This is a genomic window from Natronohydrobacter thiooxidans (assembly GCF_001884735.1).
Taxonomy (GTDB): domain Bacteria; phylum Pseudomonadota; class Alphaproteobacteria; order Rhodobacterales; family Rhodobacteraceae; genus Roseinatronobacter; species Roseinatronobacter thiooxidans_A.
This window is the reverse complement of record NZ_MJAP01000003.1, coordinates 245140-261973: the sequence shown is the minus strand read 5'-3', so window position 1 is coordinate 261973 and position 16834 is coordinate 245140. Positions and strand designations below refer to the sequence as shown.

Sequence of the window (16834 nt, the reverse complement as noted above, 5' to 3'; positions counted from 1 at the left end):
AGCATGTGTAGAACCGGCCCGGTTCGTTCGTTGTCTGCCTCGCGAATCATGCCGCCCGCGCCCGCAACTGAAACCGTTCCGGCCTATAGCTGCGCAACACGGCTTGCGGGTCCACCTGTGCCAAGTGACAGACTGCCACAAAGTCGCGCGACCTTAGGTAACGGATCAACTGTTTTCGCTCAATAACGCTGGGTGAGATCGCATCGAAATGGTCGCGGTGGTTCCACACTGGCTGCTTTCCGATGTGTTCTCTTGCTTGAACTGGGCCACAAATACGGGTATCTTGAATGTGGCTCTTGAGTGCTAAGTGTATGAAATATAATGGTGTGCTGAAGCGAGAAGTCTTCTCCCCTTGGCTCCACCAAATCTCTGACATGCATTGAAAAAAGCCCTGCTTCGCGCAGGGCTTTTTTCATGTCTGCGGCGCAGTCTCAGCGCGCGCTCTTGATCCCGGCGAACCGAGCGCGTGCGCGGGGATCCTTGTCGAAAAGGGCGGCGAGTTGCTCGGTCATTGCGCCCGCCAGTTGTTCGACATCGGTGATGGTGACCGCGCGTTCGTAATAGCGCGTCACGTCATGGCCGATGCCGATGGCCAGCAATTCCACCGCCTTGCGCCGCTCGACCATGGCGATCACGTCGCGCAGATGCTTTTCCAGATAATTGGCGGCATTGACCGAAAGGGTCGAATCATCGACCGGCGCACCGTCCGAGATGACCATGAGGATCTTGCGCGCCTCGGGGCGGGCGACCATGCGCCGATGCGCCCATTCGAGCGCTTCGCCGTCGATATTTTCCTTCAGCAGGCCCTCTTTCATCATCAGGCCCAGATTGGGGCGCACCCGACGCCAGGGCGCGTCGGCCTGTTTGTAGATGATATGGCGCAGATCATTGAGCCGTCCGGGCTGGGCGCTGCGCCCCTCTTGCAGCCAGCGTTCGCGGGATTGCCCGCCTTTCCAGGCGCGGGTGGTGAAGCCCAGGATCTCGACCTTGACGTTGCAGCGTTCCAGCGTGCGGGCCAGAACATCGGCGCAGATCGCGGCGATCGAGATGGGCCGTCCGCGCATGGAGCCGGAATTGTCCAGCAGAAGCGTCACGACCGTATCGCGGAACTCGGTGTCTTTCTCCTGCTTGAAGCTGAGCGGGGTGGTCGGATTGGCAACAACGCGCGCCAGCCGCCCGGCATCGAGAATGCCCTCTTCCAGATCAAAGAGCCATGAGCGGTTCTGCTGCGCCTGCAGGCGGCGCTGCAGCTTGTTGGCCAGACGCGACACGGCCCCTTTCAGCGGCTCCAACTGCTGATCGAGATAGGCGCGCAGGCGCTCAAGCTCGGCAGGTTCGGCCAGCTCCTCGGCGCGCACTTCCTCGTCAAAATCGGTGGCGAAGACCCTGTACTCGGCGCTGGCCTCGGAATGGGGCGGCGGGGGCGGCGGCTCGCGCGGGGCTTCGGCCTCGGGCATCTGGGTTTCGTCGGACATATCCTCGTCCGCGTCCTCGTCATAGGCCATATCGGCCTCGGCCGCATCCTGCGCGGGGTTATCCTCGGATGTCTCGTCTTCGGATTGCTCATCCTGCCCCTGACTGTCGGGGTTTTCCGGCTCGTCGGGCTGGTCCTCGCTGTCGTCTTCGGTGCCCTCATCCTCGTCGCCCTGATCGTCGGGGTCATCGCCCAACTGATCGCCATATCCCAGATCCGCGATCATCTGGCGCGCGAGCTTTGCGAAAGCGCCCTGATCGGTCAGCGCCTGATCCAGATTTTCGAGTGTTTCGCCCGCGCGCTCCTCGATGAAGCCGCGCCACAGGTCAAGCACATGATCCGCACCGGCGGGCAGGTCGCGGCCCGTGGCCAGTTGCCGGATCATGTAGCTGGCCGCGACGGAAAGCGGGGCGTCCTGGCGGCTGCGGATCTGGGCATAGCCCTTGCGCGTGGCCTCATGGGCGATTCGCGCGTCGATATTCTTGGCAGTGCCGGGCATATGGCGCGCGCCCACAGCTTCGCAGCGTGCTTCCTCCATCGCCTGATAGAGGTCGCGCGCCATCTGCCCCTGCGGCATGTATCTGCTGTGACAGGCCGCATCATGGAAGCGCCGACGCAGCGCCAGCGTGTCGGCGGTGCCGCGTGCCAGAAGCACCTCGTCGCGGGTCAGGCGGCGGGTGACCTGCGGCAGGCGCATCGCGTCGCCACTCAGCCCTGGCGGGTCGACCGAATAGGTCACGGTCAGATCGGGCGCATCGGCCAGAGTGCGCGTGGCCTCGGACAGGGCCTTCTTGAACGGATCGGCGGGGTTGTCGGATTTTGTCATGCGCGGCGCGTGTCCCTGATGCTTGCCCCAGAGATAGACCAGCCCTGCGCCGATGGAAAGCAACTCTCCGTGGGGGCTGGATTTTCGCACAGCGTATGTGCGGGCACAAAGCTTTGCACGCTGCCGTTCTGGCACCAGATAAGGCACAGACAAACAACAGGAGTTTTCCATGTCCACCACCCCTCGTATCGCCGTGATTATCGGCAGCACCCGCGATTCGCGCTTCGGCGAGAGGCCCGCGAACTGGATCTTTGAGCGCGCCAAGGCGCGTGGCGACTGGGAGGTGGAACTGCTTGATCTGCAAAAATTCGACCTGCCCTTGTTCAATGAAGTCGCTTCGAATGCCTGGGCGCCCACGCAGGATCCCGCCGCCCTGAAATGGCAGGAGACCATCGCGCGTTTTGACGGTTTCATCTTCGTGACAGCGGAATACAACCGGTCGATCCCCGGCGCGCTGAAAAACGCGTTGGATCAGGCTTATGTCGAGTGGAACCGCAAGCCATTCGGCATTGTGAGCTACGGCTCGGTCGGCGGCACGCGCGCGGCAGAGCATCTGCGCACCATCGGGATCGAGCTGCAGATGGTTTCCACGCGCTCGGCAGTTCATATCGGGGGCAGCGATTTCTTCGCCGTGCATCCCTTGGGCGAGCAGAACAAGCCCCTGAGCGATATTGAAGGATCGATCGGGCCATCGGCTGACGCGATGTTCGAGGATCTTGACTGGTGGACACGCGCCACGATGGCGGCGCGCGCCTGACAGGCGTGACCGGGGCTACCCTCCTTTCGTCCTTGAGCGTGAGACGTGAAGAATTCCCGCAGCGCCTCTGGTGCTGCGGGAATTTTGTTGCAGACCTCGACCGGCCGGAAACGCAACGCACGGTAGGCGATAATTTTGATTGCAACGAATCACCTTAAGGTAGAGTGTCTGGGTACTCGGTGGATTTTCCGCCGGGGCATTTGAATGAATCTTTTTTAGAAATGGAGGCGGATATGCCTAATGTTAACCGCGATGCGGCACGCGTTGCCGTGGAAAAGTTCATGAAATCCCAGAAGATGCTCGATATGGGGATGTCGCTCAGAGACATGTCGCGCAAGCTTGGCAATGATATCGACACAGTCGCGGGCTATACTTTCGCCTGGGACAAATATGTCTATGATATCGCCAATGCGGTTGTTGATACGGCCAGCCTACCGCCCTCGCTGCGGGGGGCCATTGCTGACCGGCGCAACAAGGTCGAGGGGCTTCTCGACATGAACACCCGCGTCGCGGATCTGTTGCAGTTGACCATCGAGACCGGCATCGATGAAGTGGCGGGCTATGTTTATACGGCCGACAAGAACACATTCATCGTGGCGTCTTTCGCCGATGAGATGATCAGCAAGACCTGATCAATTCCGTCAGGTCCGACAGGACCGGCGAGGGCGGGCTTCCCGCCCTCGCCACGGGGACATGAATTTTCATTCCAAGGGGTTTCTCCATGCGTGATTTCAAGAGTTTGCGCGCGCGCGCATCTGGCTGGGTGCTGGACAATCTGGCCAATTTCGACCCGTTGATCTGGACCGAGAAGAAAGCGGCCTATACCCGCCGCAAGGCTTTCGCGGAACTTGCCATCTATGCCTATATCGAGGGCGACGGGCTTGCCCCCGAAATCGGGGACTTCATCACCCGCATTGCAAATCATCCGGACTATCACAGTCTCCTGCGCCGCAACCCGCGCCAGTTGTTGCTTTACTCTGCACCGATTGGCTTTGTGATTGCGCGCGGCGCAGCCAGTCGTGAGACCTTTGCCGCGCTTGATGCCGTGCTGGCCTGTCCGCAGGTCATGGGGGTAGAGCGCAGCGCGCATCGTCTGATGGATTTGTGGCAGTTCCTGACCCTGACGGGGCGTTGCCCGGAGTGTCTGGACGCCCGCGCCATTCTTGCGACAAGCGCGCTGGCCCATCCGCCGACACCTTTTGATTGCACGCTGGCGGAGGCCTATGCGCTGACCCATGACGTGCTTTTCCTGCGCAATTTCGGTGTCGTGGCCCCGCAATTCGCGCGCGCCCCGGATATGAGGATGGATCCGGACAGCACGGCCTTGCAGATCGTCCGGTTCATGGCCGAGGAAAATTCGGATATCGTGCTGGAATTTCTGATCTGTCTCGGCCTCTCGGGGCAGGTGAACGGCGCCGATGCGCGGCTGATCCTTGACTGGATCGTGGCGCGCAATGGCGATGCGTCCTATATTGCCGGGCCGCGTTTCGATCCGGATGCCGAGATGGCCTATAGCGGGCTGGATCAGGACTGGGTTGCCAATTACCACACCACTCTGGTGGGGCTTGCGCTGCTGGTGCTGACCGAACGCCATGGCTGGCTTGACGGGGCTGCGCCGCAGCTTTTGCCCGAGACAGCGGAGCATGCGGTCGAATGGGGCACGGCGCTGCGCGCCTTCAACAGCTATGAATTGCCGCGCGCGCTGGCGGTGACAGATGTGATGGATCGTGACGGGGGCTTTGACCGGGTGATCCGGGCGGCGATCCGGACGCATGTCCGGCGTCTGACCGATCCGCAGACCGGGTTGGTCGGGCACTGGACGGACGAGATGATGGCGGCGCGCACCACCGGCGTTGAAAAGCAGTTCCGCGCGGATCTCGAAGTGTTCAGCGATATGGCACGGGCGATTGTCGCACCCAAAGCTGCATGACCAGAGGCCGCGATCCTTGATCTGCGGCGCCCTGCATTTTCTTGCGTCAAATACTCGCGGGGGTCCGGGGGCGGCAGCCCCCGGCCTGGTTCTGGTCAGCCCAGCGCGGTGCTGACGGCGGATTCGGGCAGTTCCTCGTCAAAGCAGCGCTGATAGAATTCGGCCACGGTCTGGCGTTCCAGCTCGTCGCATTTGTTGAGGAATGAGAGCCGGAACGCATAGCCGATCGAGCGGAAGATGCGCGCATTCTCGGCCCAGTTGATCACGGTGCGGGGGGACATGACCGTGGACAGATCGCCATTCATGAAGGCCGTGCGCGTCAGGTCGGCCACGGTCACCATCTGGCTGATTTCCTGCCGTCCCTTGGCGGTGTTATAGGCCGGGTTCTTGGCCAGCACGATGGCGGTTTCCGCGTCATGGCTGAGATAGTTCAGAGTGGCCACCAGCGACCAGCGGTCCATCTGCGCCTGATTGATCTGCTGCACCCCGTGATAGAGCCCGGTCGTGTCGCCCAGACCGACGGTATTCGCGGTCGCGAACAGCCGGAAGGAGGGGTGCGGGGTGATGATCTCGTTCTGGTCCAGCAGCGTCAGCTTGCCGTCATGTTCCAGCACGCGCTGGATGACGAACATCACATCGGGGCGGCCTGCATCATATTCGTCAAAGACGATGGCAACCGGGTTGCGCAGCGCCCAAGGCAGGATACCTTCCTGAAATTCAGTGACCTGCACCCCGTCCCGCAGCTTGATCGCATCCTTGCCGATCATGTCGATGCGCGAGATATGGCTGTCGAGATTGACCCGCACTGCAGGCCAGTTCAGCCGTGCGGCGACCTGTTCGATATGGGTGGATTTGCCGGTGCCGTGATAGCCCTGGATCATGACGCGGCGGTTATAGGCAAAGCCTGCCAGAATCGCGAGCGTGGTATCGGGGTCGAATTTATAGGTGGGGTCGATGGCGGGCACGCGGTCTGTGGGCTCGGCAAATGCCTTGACCTTCATCTCCGAATCGATCCCGAATATGTCGCGAACCGAGATTTCTTCGGTGGGTTTGTCTTGTGCCGTCATGTTCCTGTCGTCCCGCCTGTCAAAAGCTGTTGTGCCTGATGTGAAACATATCGGGCGAAGGTGCAAGGGAAAGGGGCTAGACCGGCGCGACCATCAGGCGTGAAAGCCCGTGGAAATGGTAGATATCGCCATAGCGCGGGGGCTCTGTCAGGTCCAGCCGGGGCAGGGCGCGGGTCAGGGCCTGCAGTGCAAGGCGCATCTCCAGCCGCGCGAGTGGCGCGCCAAGGCAGAAATGGAGCCCGGCCCCGAAGGTCAGATTGGGCTTTGGCGTGCGCGAGGGGTTGAACTCTGCTGCCATGTCCCAGTGTTTGGGGCAGCGATTGGCGGCACCCAGAAGGCATGCGATCTGCGTGCCCTTGGGGATGATGCGGCCCATGACGTCGATATCGTCATAAGCCCAGCGGGTGAAGAGATGCAGCGCCGGGTCAAAGCGCAGACATTCCTCGACCAATGCGTCACTGACCGGGGTGGTGCCGTAATGCCCGGTCTCGATCAGCGTCTTGACCGCATTACCAAGGCTGTGAACAGTCGCTTCATGGCCTGCATTCAGAAGCAGGATGCAGGTCGAGATCATCTCATCGGTGCTGAGGGTCTGGCCGTCCTCTTCCGCCGCGATCAGCTGCGTGATCAGATCATCGCGCGGATCCGTGCGGCGGCTGTCGATATAGAAACGCAGGAAATCCACGAATTCGCGGCTGGCGGCCACGGCACGATCCTCATCCGCGCGGGTCCGGCCGGCCTGATACATGCCGACCATCGCATGCGACCAGCGCAGCAGATCCGGCGCCATGCTGTCGGGCACGCCCAGAAGCCGGGCAATGATGATGACCGGCAGGGGCTGGGCAAATTCGGTGATCAGGTCGAACGGGCCGTCGGGGCATTTGGCCAACAGCTCAGCGCAGAGGGTTTCGATTTCGGGCGCCAGCCCGGTGATGCGGCGTGAAGTGAAGGCGCGCAGCACCAGATTGCGCAGGCGCGTGTGCTGCGGGGGTTCGAGTTCCAGCATGGAATGCGCCTCGATCGCGTAGAAGGGCGCAAGGTGGTCCGGTGGAGAGACCGGTTCCAGTGGCACACGACCGAAGCGGCGGTCGCGCAGGATGGCATTGGCGGCAGCATAGCTGACCGCGCAGGGCAGGGCGTAATCCTGCCAATAAACCAGCGGCCCAAGCGCGCGCCACTGGTCATATGAGGCATAGGGATCTTGCACAAATGCAACATCGACCGGGTTTTGCGCGACTTGCGGAAGTGACTCAAGCACGCGCTTCAAGCCTTTGAAACAGCGTCAATAATGCGCGCCCAGGACCGGATTCCGCGGTGGAAGCTGTCCAGATCATACTTTTCATTTGGCGAGTGTATCTGGTCATCATCCTTGGCAAAGCCGATCAGCATGGAATCCATGCCGAGAATGGTCTTGAAATACCCTGCAATCGGGATCGACCCGCCCGCACCGACAAAGGCGGCGGGTTTGGGCCATTCGTCAGAGAGGGCCTGACGCGCGGCCTCAAACGCCGGATGGCCGGTTTCCATGACCGAGGCGGGCGAGGCGCCATGGGCGATGAACTCTACCCGGCAGTCGGCGGGGATCTGGGCGGTCACATAGTCGCGGAAGGCCGCGCGGATCTTGTGGGGATCCTGCTGGCCCACCAGCCGGAAGCTGACCTTGGCCGAGGCGCGGGCGGGCAGCACGGTCTTGAAGCCGGTGCCGGTATAGCCCGAGATCATGCCGTTGATTTCGCAGGTCGGGCGCGACCAGATCATTTCCAGCGCGCTGCGCCCGGCCTCGCCTGCGGGCAGGTTCAGACCGACAGATCCGAGAAACGCCTCGGCGTCGAAGCCAAGCCCTTCCCATTGGGCGCGCAAGTCGTCTGAGATTTCGGGCACATCGTCGTAGAAGCCGGGCAGGGTGACGCGGCCCTGATCGTCGTGCAGCCCGGCCAGAACCCGCGCCAGAACCCGCGCGGGGTTCATCGCCGCGCCGCCGAAAGCGCCGGAATGAAGGTCGCGGGCGGGGCCGTGGATGATCACCTCATCGCCCATCAGCCCGCGCAGCATGGTGGTGATGCCGGGGGTCTGCGCGTCAAAGAGGCCGGTGTCACAGATCAGGGCGATATCGGCTTTCAGCGCCTCGGCATTCGCCTTGAGATAGGGCACGAGCGAGGGCGAGCCGCTTTCTTCCTCGCCTTCAAGGCAGAAGGTCAGTTTCACTGGCAGCGTCCCGTGCACCGCAAGCCAGGCGCGGCAGGCCTCGATAAAGGTCATGAGCTGGCCCTTGTCGTCGGAAGCGCCGCGCGCGCGGATCACTTTTCCGTTGGGCGTGTCCTCGATCTGCGGGGTAAAAGGGTCGCTGTGCCACAGATCCAGCGGATCGACCGGCTGCACGTCATAATGCCCGTAGAACAGCAGATGCGGACCCGCCTCTGCGCCGCCCTTGGCCACGACCATCGGATGGCCCGGTGTGGCATCCTTGCGGGCGTCAAAACCCAGTGTATTCAGGTCATTGACCAGCCAGTCGGCAGCTTGCGCCACATCGGCCTTATGCGCGGGATCGGTCGAGATGGACGGGATTCGCAGCAGCTCCGAGAGGCGGACGAGCGCCTGGGGCAGATCCTGGTCGATCCGGTCCAGAACGGGGGTCAGGGCTGTGCTCATTTCGGGGCCTCCGGTTGTGCGTGTTTCGCGCGAAAGTAGCAGAGCGTCCGGGGCTGTCCAGACCTGACGCAGAGGCTATAGTCCCGCGCAATGGAAAGTGATTCTGGTGAGGGAAAGATGAGACGTGTAAAGAGTGTTCTGGCCGGGGTTGTGGCGCTGGCTTTGTCCTCGATGGCGCTGGCGCAGCAACCGGGAGCCGAGCAGTACCAGCTTGACGGGGCTGAGGTTACGGTGCTGGCGCATGGGTTCCTGTCCGAGGAGGAATTGCTGACCCTGCGTCTGGTCGGGCAGAACCCGGAGGCGCTGTCCATCTTCATCCCCGAGGGCAGCGGTTTTGCCGCGCTTGCGGTTGCGCCGGATGAGGGATTCGTGCGCGCGGGCATGCCGGTGGCCTCTGCCAGTGCGATTTCGGGGCTGCCCGATATCGGATCCGCGCGCGATGCGGCGTTGGGCGCGTGCAATGCCGCCCGCAATGGCGGGCCAGCCTGTCAGGTCGTTCTGGAAGTCGCGCCGCGCTGACAGCCCGCGCCCCGAGCTGGCAGCAGGCAGAGGGGGCGATTCGCGACACAGCGTCGCGGCGCCCCCTGTTTGACGAATCTGATCTGGAATTGATCTAAGTCATATGTCTAAGTGCTCGGGCGTCTATAATTCAGTATAATGACGTGTAACCCACTCTTTCTTTGCTTTTCCGGGTGAAGGAAGATAGACAGATGCGAATATACCTAGCTGAAACGCGAGGGAGAAGGCCTTGGACTATACTGCAGCGCTCGACACGGCCCTGAATCGTCTTCACGAAGAAGGCCGCTATCGCACCTTTATCGATATCGAGCGGCGCAAGGGGTTTTTCCCGCATGCTGTCTGGACCCGTCCGGATGGCAGTAAGCAGGATATCGTGGTGTGGTGCGGCAATGACTATCTGGGCATGGGCCAGCAGAAAGTCGTTCTGGACGCCATGCATGAAGCGCTCGATGCCACAGGCGCGGGGTCTGGTGGTACGCGCAATATTTCCGGCACGACGGTCTATCACAAGCGTCTGGAAGCTTCGCTGGCCGATCTGCACCAGAAAGAGGCGGCGCTGGTCTTTACCTCGGCCTATATCGCCAATGATGCGACGCTTTCGACCCTGCCGAAACTGTTTCCGGGGCTGATCATCTATTCGGACGCGCTGAATCATGCGTCGATGATCGAAGGTGTGCGGCGCAATGGCGGCGCGAAGAGGATTTTCCGGCATAATGATGTCGCGCATCTGCGCGAATTGCTGGCCGCCGATGACCCCGCCGCGCCCAAGCTGATCGCGTTTGAGTCGATCTATTCGATGGATGGTGATTTCGGGCCGATCGAGGCGATCTGCGATCTGGCCGATGAGTTTGGCGCACTGACCTATATCGACGAGGTGCACGCGGTCGGCATGTATGGCCCGCGTGGCGCCGGGGTGGCCGAGCGCGACGGGCTGATGGGGCGGATCGACATCATCAACGGCACGCTCGCCAAGGCCTATGGCGTGCAGGGGGGCTATATCGCGGCCTCTGCAAAGATGTGCGACGCGGTGCGCTCCTATGCGCCGGGTTTCATCTTCTCGACCTCGCTGCCGCCGGCTGTTGTGGCCGGGGCAGAGGCCTCGGTGGAGTTTCTCAAGACCGCCCAGCATCTGCGCGACAAGCAGCAGGAGCATGCGCGCATTCTGAAAATGCGTCTGCGCGGGCTGGGGATGCCGATCATTGATCACGGCAGCCACATCGTGCCGGTCCATGTCGGCGATCCGGTGCATTGCAAGGCGATCTCGGATATGTTGCTTGCGCGCTACGGGATTTATGCCCAGCCGATCAACTTCCCCACAGTGCCGCGCGGCACCGAGCGGCTGCGCTTCACGCCCTCGCCTGTGCATACACCGCGCATGATCGATGATCTTGTGCGCGCAATGGATGGGCTCTGGTCGCATTGTGCGCTGAATCGCGCCGAAATTTCCGCCTGAGCACCGATAAAGCTTCAAATCGCCGTGAAACTCTTATAGTCTGGGCGGAGGCGACACTGGTCGAAGAAACCCGTGCGCCCGGTGAGTCGAGTGCAGACCTATATACAAGGCGGTAAAGGGCGGGCAATGAAGTGGTTTGGCGGTAAGCCCAGATCAGATGACGCATATCAAAACAGCGAGACTGCGGTCGGATTCGATGATTTCGAGGTTCGTCTTGGCGATCTGATGCGCGGCGAGCGGGCGACTCTGGGCAAGTCGCTTCTGGATGTGCAGCGCGAATTGCATATTCGCGCAACCTATATCGCAGCCATCGAAGCGGGTGATCTGTCGGCCTTTGAGGCGGCCAGTTTCGTGGCGGGCTATGTGCGCTCCTATGCGCGCTATCTGGGCATGGACCCGGACTGGTCCTATGCGAAATTCTGCGCCGAGACCGGATTTGCGGTCACGACAGAGCTGAGTCGCGGCCCCTCCGGGAACAAGGTCATCAGCCAGCCGGTCGCCGCGCGCGATTTCTCGCAAGGATTGCTGGCGCGCACCAAGATGGCAGCGGAACCTGATCCGTTCTGGCATCGTCTGGATCCTGTTGGCATCGGCTCTGTTGCCGTGATGATCTTTCTGATCGTCGGCATCACCTTTGGCGGCTGGACTGTTCTGCGCGAATTGCAGCGCGTCAATCTCGCCCCCGCTGATCAGCCGCCCGAAGTGCTGGCCGATCTTGATCCGGTGCTGTCCGGGGCTGCCCCGCGCATGAGCGTGGTCGAGGAACCGGCGCTGCGGCTGCCCTCAGACACGGACAGCCCGCAAGTTGCGGCGCAGGGCGTGGTGCGCAACTATCGGCCCGAAGCGCTGGATGCGCCGGTCGTCGTGTCGCGTGATGGTCCGATCGCCGCGATCAATCCGCGGGCGTCAGCCCAGGGCGGCGAGGATGTGACTTTCCGCGCGGCGATTGATCAGGCCTTGCTGGAGGCCGAAGGGCAGATCACGACGTCCGAAACGGTGCGTGTGACGCAGGACGGGCCTGCAATGGTCGAGATTCTGGCTGTGCGGCCAAGCTGGATACGGGTGCGCGCGGCGGATGGCACCACGCTTTTTGAGAAAGTGCTGGATGCGGGCGAGCGCTATACAGTACCGCAATCCGAAGCCCCGGCGACGCTGCGCGCGGGCAATTCCGGCTCGGTCTATATGATTGTCGATGGTCAGGCCTTCGGCCCGACCGCCCCCGGCGCGCAGGTGGTCGATCAGATCGCGCTTTCGCCGGATGCCGTGACCGAGCGGTTTGCATTGGCAGATCCCGATGGGGATCAGGCTTTGCGCGATTTCATCGCCGTGGCGCAGGCCGAGAACTGAGGACATGTGCCGGTGCTGTCACGTTCAGGTGACTGCCGCTTAAAGATGCGGCGTTCCGGCCTGTGATCTGGTAGTCTTGGCGCTGTAGTCCTTTTTCTGGCCCGTGGCATCAGCCCGGGCCTTTTCTTCCGGTCGGGGTGGTGGGCCCATTGCTGCACCGGGGCGATTGGCATAACTTGGCGCGACAGCTTGAACGGGTCTTCGACACATGGATCACAACCATATCCGCCCCTGGCGCAATATTGACCGGCGCAAATCGCGTCAGATCATGGTGGGGTCTGTCCCGGTGGGGGGCGGCGCGCCGATCAGCGTGCAGACCATGACCAACACCGATTCCGGCGATGCGCCTGCGACCATCCGGCAGGTTCTGGCCTGTGCCGAGGCGGGGGCCGATATCGTACGGGTCTCGGTGCCGGATACGGATGCGAGCCGTGCGCTGCGCGAGGTGGTGCGCGAAAGCCCGGTGCCGATCGTGGCGGATATCCATTTTCACTACAAACGCGCCATTGAGGCCGCCGAGGCCGGTGCCGCCTGTCTGCGGATCAATCCGGGCAATATCGGCGATGCGGGTCGCGTGCGCGAGGTGATCAAGGCTGCGCGCGATCATGGCTGCTCGATCCGGATCGGTGTCAATGCCGGATCGCTGGAAAGGCACCTGCTGGAGAAATATGGCGAGCCCTGCCCGGATGCGATGATCGAGAGCGGGCTCGATCATATCCGCATCCTGCAGGATAATGATTTCCATGAATTCAAGATCAGCGTGAAAGCGTCGGATGTGTTCCTCGCCTCCGCCGCCTATATGGGGCTGGCAGAGGCGACGGATGCGCCGATCCATCTGGGTATTACCGAGGCCGGGGGGATGATCTCTGGCACAGTGAAATCCGCCATCGGGCTGGGCAATCTGCTGTGGATGGGGATCGGGGATACGATCCGGGTCTCGCTTTCCGCCGATCCGGTCGAAGAGGTGAAGATCGGCTATGAGATCCTCAAATCGCTGGGGCTGCGGCACCGGGGCGTGAATATCATTTCCTGCCCCTCCTGCGCGCGGCAGGGGTTTGACGTGATCAAGACGGTCGCCATCCTCGAAGAGCGGCTGGCGCATATCAAGACGCCGATGAGCCTTTCGATCATTGGCTGCGTGGTCAATGGCCCCGGCGAGGCGCTGATGACCGATGTGGGCTTCACCGGCGGCGGCGCCGGGTCGGGCATGGTCTATCTGGCGGGCAGGCAGAGCCACAAGCTGAGCAATGATCAGATGGTTGCCCATATTGTCGAGCAGGTCGAGCGCAAGGCCGCCGAGATCGAGGCGGCGATGCCGAAAGCCGCAGAGTAACGCTTGCGCGTTTCATCTTGCCGAAAATACTCCGGGGGGTGCGGGGGGCAGCGCCCCCCGGCTTGGTTTGTCTTAATCCCCCATCGCGGCCAGAAGCTGCGCATTGCCGCCCGAAGCGGTTGTATCCACGCAGAGATGGCGCTCCAGAAACACATGCCCGGCATCGGGCATGTCGGTGATCAGCGGCAGGATCGGCCCCTCGCGCGCAGCGAGCGCTTCAGCGATGGCGCGCGCCTCGTCATCCGCGCCCCAGAAAATCACCCCGGAAAAGCCTGACGCCTCTGACAATTCTGCGGCAGTCATGTCCTGCACCAGCGCGCTTCCCCCCAGCGCCAGCACAGCCGCGCGCTGCGCCTCTGCCTTGTCACGCCCCGGCCCGAGGCAGAGGAGCGGCGCGCGCGGCGCATGGCGCAGGCGGTTCGATTCGCCCGTTGGTCCGGGCATTTCCTGCACAGTGGCCGCAGGACCAGAGGGGAGGGGCGAACCGGCGGGCGCATGGGTGAAGCGGCGCAGATAATGCGGCCCGCCCGCTTTGGGGCCGGTGCCCGACAGCCCTTCGCCGCCAAAGGGCTGGCTGCCGACGATGGCGCCGATCTGGTTGCGGTTGACATAGACATTGCCCACCTGCACGCGCTCGACCACATGCTGCACGCGCGAGTCGATCCGCGTATGCAGGCCAAATGTCAGCCCGTAGCCGGTGGCGTTGATCGCGTCGATCACCTTGTCAATCTCGGCCGCCTTGAAGGTTGCGAGATGCAGGACCGGGCCAAAGACCTCGCGCTCCAGCGCGGCGATGCCGGGCACGGAGATGACGACCGGGGGCACGAAGATCCCGCCCGCGTGGGGCGGTAGTTCATGCAGCACCCGCCCGTCTGCGCGGGCGGTCTCGATATACTCCGCGATCTGGCTGCGCGCCTTGTCGTCAATGACCGGGCCAACATCGGTCGCATAGTCCCAGGGGTTGCCGAGCCGCAATTCATCCATCGCGCCGAACAGCATCTTGCGGAACTCTTCCGCGATATCTTCCTGCACATAGAGGCAGCGCAGCGCCGAGCAGCGTTGTCCTGCGGACTGGAAGGAAGAGGCCAGAACGTCACGCACCGCCTGTTCGGGCAGGGCGGTGCTGTCCACGATCATCGCATTCAGACCGCCGGTTTCGGCGATCAGCGGCGCACCGGGGGCCATGTGTTCGGCCATCGCGCGGCGGATGCGCAATGCGGTTTCGGTCGAGCCGGTGAAAGCTACGCCCGCCACAAGCGGATCCGAGGTGAGCGCGGCGCCCACGCGCGCGCCTTCTCCCGGAAGCAGTTGCAGCACCTCGCGCGGCACTCCGGCCTCATGCAGCAGGCGCGTGGCCAGATGCGCGATCAGAGGGGTCTGCTCGGCGGGTTTGGCCAGCACGCCATTGCCTGTGGCAAGCGCGCCTGCAATCTGGCCGGTGAAGATCGCGAGCGGGAAATTCCACGGGCTGATGCAGGTGAAAACTCCGCGCGCCCTGGTCGAGAGTTTTCCGGCCTCGGTCGCGTAATAGCGCAGGAAATCCACCGCTTCGCGCAACTCGCCCACAGCGTCCAGCGGAGTTTTCCCGGCTTCGCGGGCAAGGATGGCGAAGATCTCGCCGAAATGCGCTTCATAGAGGTCGGCGGCGCGCAACAGCGCCCGCCTGCGCAGGCTGACATCTGCGTTCCAGGGCTGCGCGGCGGCGAGAGCGGTTGCGATATCGGAGGGCGCGGCGGGTGTGACATGCCCGATCAGATCCGCCGGGTCGGCGGGATTGCGCGCCTCATAGGGGTTTTCGCCCGTGGCCTTGCCCGCAATCAGCGGACCTGCCGAGAACCGCGCCGAGTGCCATGGGTCGCGCGCCTGCGCGATCGCATCCAGATCGCGCGCATCAGTGATATCCCAGCCCTTGGCATTGCGGCGCTCCGCGCCGAACAGATCCGGCCCGGTCGCGATTTTCGGGTTCACCCCGCGCGGCAGGTTTTCGAGCGCCTCGAACGGGCAGGCTGCGACTTCTGCGGCGGGCACATCCTCATCCACGATCTGGTTCACGAAAGAGGAATTTGCACCATTCTCCAGCAAGCGGCGCACCAGATAGGCGAGCAGGTCCTTATGCGCGCCCACCGGGGCGTAGATGCGGCAGCGCGTGCCTTCGCGCGAGAGCACCAGATCATGCAGCGCCTCGCCCATGCCATGCAGGCGCTGGAATTCATAATCCAGCGCGCTGACGCCCATCTCTTCGGCCATATGCAGCACAGCGGCAACCGTATGCGCGTTATGGGTGGCGAATTGCGGGTAGAGGCGGGCGCGCATCTCCAGCAATTTGCGGGCGCAGGCGATGTAATGCACATCCGTTCCGACCTTCTGGGTCAGCACCGGGAACCCCTCAAGCCCGAGCACCTGCGCGCGCTTGATTTCGGTGTCCCAATAGGCGCCCTTCACCAGCCGCACCATCAGTTTGCGGTCAAGGGTTTCGGCGCGGGCATGCAGGAAGTCGATCACATCGCCCGCGCGCGGCCCGTAAGCCTGCACCACCACGCCGAACCCGTCCCAGCCCTCAAGCGCGTTGTCAGAGAGCACGGCGTCGATCACGTCGAGCGAGAGCGCCAGCCGGTCGGCTTCTTCCGCGTCGATATTGAAGCCCAGACCCAGTGCTGCGGCCAGCCGTGCCAGTTCGCGCACGCGCGGGACCAGTTCGCGCATCACCCGGTCGCGCTGGCCCAGCTCATAGCGCGGGTGCAGCGCCGAGAGCTTGACCGAAATGCCCGGATTGCTGCGGATATCATTGCCGCCTGCGCGCGCGCCGATGGCGCGGATCGCTTTGGCATAGGCAGTGTGGTAGCGCGCGGCATCCGCGCCGGTGCGCGCGGCCTCGCCCAGCATGTCATAGGAATAGCTGTAGCCTTTGGCTTCCATGCCCTTTGCGCGCATCATGGCGGCGTCGATGGTTTCGCCCAGCACGAATTGCCGCCCCATTTCCTTCATGGCGCGGGCGACGGCGGTGCGGATCACCGGCTCGCCCAGCCGCTTGACCGCCCCGCGCAGCGTGGCTGCGGCACTGTTGCCGCGCTCGTCCAGCACCTTGCCGGTCAGCATCAGCGCCCAGGTTGAGGCATTGACAAGGCTGGATGAGGATCTGCCCAGATGGCGGCCCCAGTCGGAAGGGGCGATCTTGTCCTCGATCAGATCGTCGATGGTGGCAGCATCGGGCACGCGCAAGAGCGCTTCGGCCAGACACATCAGCGCGATACCCTCATCGGTGGAAAGGCCATATTCGGCGAGGAAAACCTCCATCAGGCCGGGGGTGTCGCTGCGGCGGATATCTTCGACCAATGCGGTCGCGCGGGTGGCGATGGCCTTGCGGGCATAGGCGTCAAGAGCTACGCTCCTGATCGCGGCGTCCAGTACCGCGCCCTCGTCGCGCAGGATGTCGTGACTGATGGCAGTTGGCAGAGGCGAAGCGCTGGGCATAGATGAGT

General features: G+C 62.9%; 12 protein-coding genes. 7 read left to right on the top strand and 5 right to left on the bottom strand.

What is annotated here, in order from left to right; all coding sequences use genetic code 11:
• Positions 1–431 precede the first annotated feature (431 nt).
• Positions 432–2300: a cobaltochelatase subunit CobT gene (gene cobT, locus BG457_RS03805; RefSeq protein WP_071796034.1), complete on the bottom strand. Its 1869-nt coding sequence runs from the start codon at positions 2298–2300 to the stop codon at positions 432–434.
• Positions 2301–2469: 169 nt separating this feature from the next.
• On the opposite strand from cobT, the gene BG457_RS03800 reads away from it, so the two are divergent.
• The 3 genes from BG457_RS03800 (at position 2470) to BG457_RS03790 (ending at position 4987) form a co-directional block, all read left to right on the top strand.
• Positions 2470–3057 (top strand): NADPH-dependent FMN reductase, encoded by a 588-nt coding sequence (locus BG457_RS03800; protein WP_071795675.1) that lies wholly within the window; start codon positions 2470–2472, stop codon positions 3055–3057.
• 233 nt (positions 3058–3290) lie between these two features.
• Positions 3291–3689, top strand: coding sequence for a hypothetical protein (locus tag BG457_RS03795; protein ID WP_139257536.1), 399 nt, complete (start codon positions 3291–3293; stop codon positions 3687–3689).
• Positions 3690–3778: 89 nt separating this feature from the next.
• Entirely contained in the window at positions 3779–4987 is a 1209-nt protein-coding gene (locus BG457_RS03790; RefSeq protein ID WP_071795673.1) for a DUF6895 family protein, read from the top strand.
• A gap of 95 nt (positions 4988–5082) precedes the next feature.
• On the opposite strand, the gene cobS is transcribed toward BG457_RS03790, so the two are convergent.
• From cobS to BG457_RS03775, 3 genes are all read right to left on the bottom strand, one after another.
• The gene (gene cobS / locus BG457_RS03785; RefSeq protein ID WP_071795672.1) at positions 5083–6054 is read right to left on the bottom strand and encodes a cobaltochelatase subunit CobS; all 972 of its coding nucleotides are present in this window, start codon (positions 6052–6054) and stop codon (positions 5083–5085) included.
• A gap of 76 nt (positions 6055–6130) precedes the next feature.
• Positions 6131–7312, bottom strand: a complete 1182-nt coding sequence (locus BG457_RS03780; RefSeq protein ID WP_071796033.1) for a cytochrome P450 — start codon at positions 7310–7312, stop codon at positions 6131–6133.
• A 5-nt stretch (positions 7313–7317) separates the two neighbouring features.
• Positions 7318–8703 (bottom strand): M20/M25/M40 family metallo-hydrolase, encoded by a 1386-nt coding sequence (locus tag BG457_RS03775; RefSeq protein WP_071795671.1) that lies wholly within the window; start codon positions 8701–8703, stop codon positions 7318–7320.
• Positions 8704–8820: 117 nt separating this feature from the next.
• On the opposite strand from BG457_RS03775, the gene BG457_RS03770 reads away from it, so the two are divergent.
• From BG457_RS03770 to ispG, 4 genes are all read left to right on the top strand, one after another.
• Positions 8821–9222: a hypothetical protein gene (locus BG457_RS03770; RefSeq protein WP_139257535.1), complete on the top strand. Its 402-nt coding sequence runs from the start codon at positions 8821–8823 to the stop codon at positions 9220–9222.
• Positions 9223–9451: 229 nt separating this feature from the next.
• Positions 9452–10675, top strand: a complete 1224-nt coding sequence (gene hemA, locus BG457_RS03765) for a 5-aminolevulinate synthase (RefSeq protein WP_071795669.1) — start codon at positions 9452–9454, stop codon at positions 10673–10675.
• 126 nt (positions 10676–10801) lie between these two features.
• On the top strand, positions 10802–12022 hold the full coding sequence (locus BG457_RS03760; RefSeq protein WP_071795668.1) for a RodZ domain-containing protein: 1221 nt from the start codon (positions 10802–10804) through the stop codon (positions 12020–12022).
• A 208-nt stretch (positions 12023–12230) separates the two neighbouring features.
• Positions 12231–13355: a flavodoxin-dependent (E)-4-hydroxy-3-methylbut-2-enyl-diphosphate synthase gene (gene ispG / locus BG457_RS03755; RefSeq protein ID WP_071795667.1), complete on the top strand. Its 1125-nt coding sequence runs from the start codon at positions 12231–12233 to the stop codon at positions 13353–13355.
• 72 nt (positions 13356–13427) lie between these two features.
• On the opposite strand, the gene putA is transcribed toward ispG, so the two are convergent.
• Complete coding sequence (putA, locus tag BG457_RS03750; RefSeq protein ID WP_071795666.1) at positions 13428–16826, bottom strand: bifunctional proline dehydrogenase/L-glutamate gamma-semialdehyde dehydrogenase PutA; 3399 nt, start codon at positions 16824–16826, stop codon at positions 13428–13430.
• Positions 16827–16834 lie beyond the last annotated feature (8 nt).

Coding starts and splice junctions, on each gene's coding strand:
- BG457_RS03770 (WP_139257535.1), top strand. CDS start 8,821: ATGAGACGTGTAAAGAGTGTTCTGGCCGGGGTTGTGGCGCTGGCTTTG.
- BG457_RS03775 (WP_071795671.1), bottom strand. CDS start 8,703: ATGAGCACAGCCCTGACCCCCGTTCTGGACCGGATCGACCAGGATCTG.
- BG457_RS03800 (WP_071795675.1), top strand. CDS start 2,470: ATGTCCACCACCCCTCGTATCGCCGTGATTATCGGCAGCACCCGCGAT.
- BG457_RS03795 (WP_139257536.1), top strand. CDS start 3,291: ATGCCTAATGTTAACCGCGATGCGGCACGCGTTGCCGTGGAAAAGTTC.
- putA (WP_071795666.1), bottom strand. CDS start 16,826: ATGCCCAGCGCTTCGCCTCTGCCAACTGCCATCAGTCACGACATCCTG.
- BG457_RS03760 (WP_071795668.1), top strand. CDS start 10,802: ATGAAGTGGTTTGGCGGTAAGCCCAGATCAGATGACGCATATCAAAAC.
- cobT (WP_071796034.1), bottom strand. CDS start 2,300: ATGACAAAATCCGACAACCCCGCCGATCCGTTCAAGAAGGCCCTGTCC.
- cobS (WP_071795672.1), bottom strand. CDS start 6,054: ATGACGGCACAAGACAAACCCACCGAAGAAATCTCGGTTCGCGACATA.
- ispG (WP_071795667.1), top strand. CDS start 12,231: ATGGATCACAACCATATCCGCCCCTGGCGCAATATTGACCGGCGCAAA.
- BG457_RS03790 (WP_071795673.1), top strand. CDS start 3,779: ATGCGTGATTTCAAGAGTTTGCGCGCGCGCGCATCTGGCTGGGTGCTG.